This is a genomic window from Azospirillum sp. B506, from assembly GCF_000333595.1.
Taxonomy (GTDB): Bacteria; Pseudomonadota; Alphaproteobacteria; order Azospirillales; family Azospirillaceae; genus Azospirillum.
Genome location: NZ_BADK01000413.1, coordinates 1 through 1379 on the forward strand (window position 1 = coordinate 1; position 1379 = coordinate 1379).

Below are 1379 nucleotides of genomic sequence, written 5' to 3' on the forward strand. Positions count from 1 at the left end.
CGACCCTACATGCGGACGGACCGGGCCAAGATCATCGGCATCGGCCGCGAGACGCTGGCCCAGCGCAAGGACGGCACCGTTTTCCCCATCCATCTCAGCGTGGGCGAGGCGCGGCTTGGCAAAGAGGTGACCTTCGTCGGCATCATCCGAGACATCTCCGAACGTCTGGCGGCGGAGCAGCGGGCGTCCTACCTCGCGCGGCACGACCCATTGACCGGTGTGCTGACCCGCACCGCTTTCCTGGAGGACTGTGAAGCGCTGTTCGCCGGCAACCGGTCCGGCTCCGCGGAGGATGGAGCCGCCGGCGGCCTGTTCGCGCTGTACTCGCTCGATGTCGACCAGTTCAGCGATGTGAACGAGGCCTTCGGCTTCCATGTTGGCGATGCCGCGCTGAAGGCGATGGTCAGCCGCGTGACCGAGGTGCTGCCGCCCAACACGATCATCTGCCGCATCGCTGCCGACGAGTTCGCAGCGCTGTCACGGGTGACCGACGGCGAGCATGCCCGCACGCTGGCCGGCGTTCTGCATGACCGGCTGACGGCGTCGATCTACGCCGACCGCCATTGGGTGCGCCTCCGGCTTTCGGTCGGCGCCGCAGTGCAGGACGAGACGGTCAGCACGCTGGAGGATCTGAACGCCAAGGCCAAGCTGGCCCTGCAGGCCGTGCAGCACAATGGCGGCAACGCCGTCTGCTTCTACACGCCGGAGATGGCCGCGGCGGCGACGCGGCGGATGCTGCTGACCATGCATCTGACACACGCCATCGAACGCAACGAATTGCGCCTCGTCTACCAGCCAATCGTCGACAAGGCCGGCCAGGTGCGATCGGCGGAGGCGTTGCTGCGCTGGGACCATCACGCGCTGGGGCCGGTCTCGCCGGGGGAGTTCATCCCGGTTGCCGAGGAAAGCGGCCTGATCGTGCCGATCACCGATTGGGTCCTGTCCACCGCCATCGGGCAGATGAGCGTCTGGGAGGCGGAAGGCGTGCTGCCCGACCGGGTCTTCCTCAACATTTCCGGCCAGCAGTTCCTGCGCGGCAACCTGACCCTCCGGCTTGGGGAGTTGCTGGAAGAGCATCCGTCGCTGCGCCGCCATCTGGGGCTGGAGATCACCGAACAGGCGGCGGTGCGCGACCTGAAGGTGGCGGTGCGGACCTTGGGCGAACTGGCCGATCTGGGCATCCAGGCGGCCATCGACGATTTCGGTTCCGGCTATTCGTCGCTGAGCTATGTGCAGCAACTGCCGGTGGCGAAGCTGAAGATCGACCGCGCCTTCGTCATCGACGTGCCGGAGAATCCCAAGAGCAATGCGCTGGTCCGCGCCGCCATCGGCATGGCACACGGCTTGGGCCTGACCACCGTGGCGGAAGGGGTGGAGAC

At 67.0% G+C, this 1379-nt stretch carries 1 protein-coding gene; it reads left to right on the forward strand.

Translation table 11 applies throughout. The features are described from left to right. Nucleotides 1-1379 (forward strand): bifunctional diguanylate cyclase/phosphodiesterase (locus I71_RS12660; protein WP_042695217.1); only part of this gene is annotated, 1379 nt, incomplete at both ends.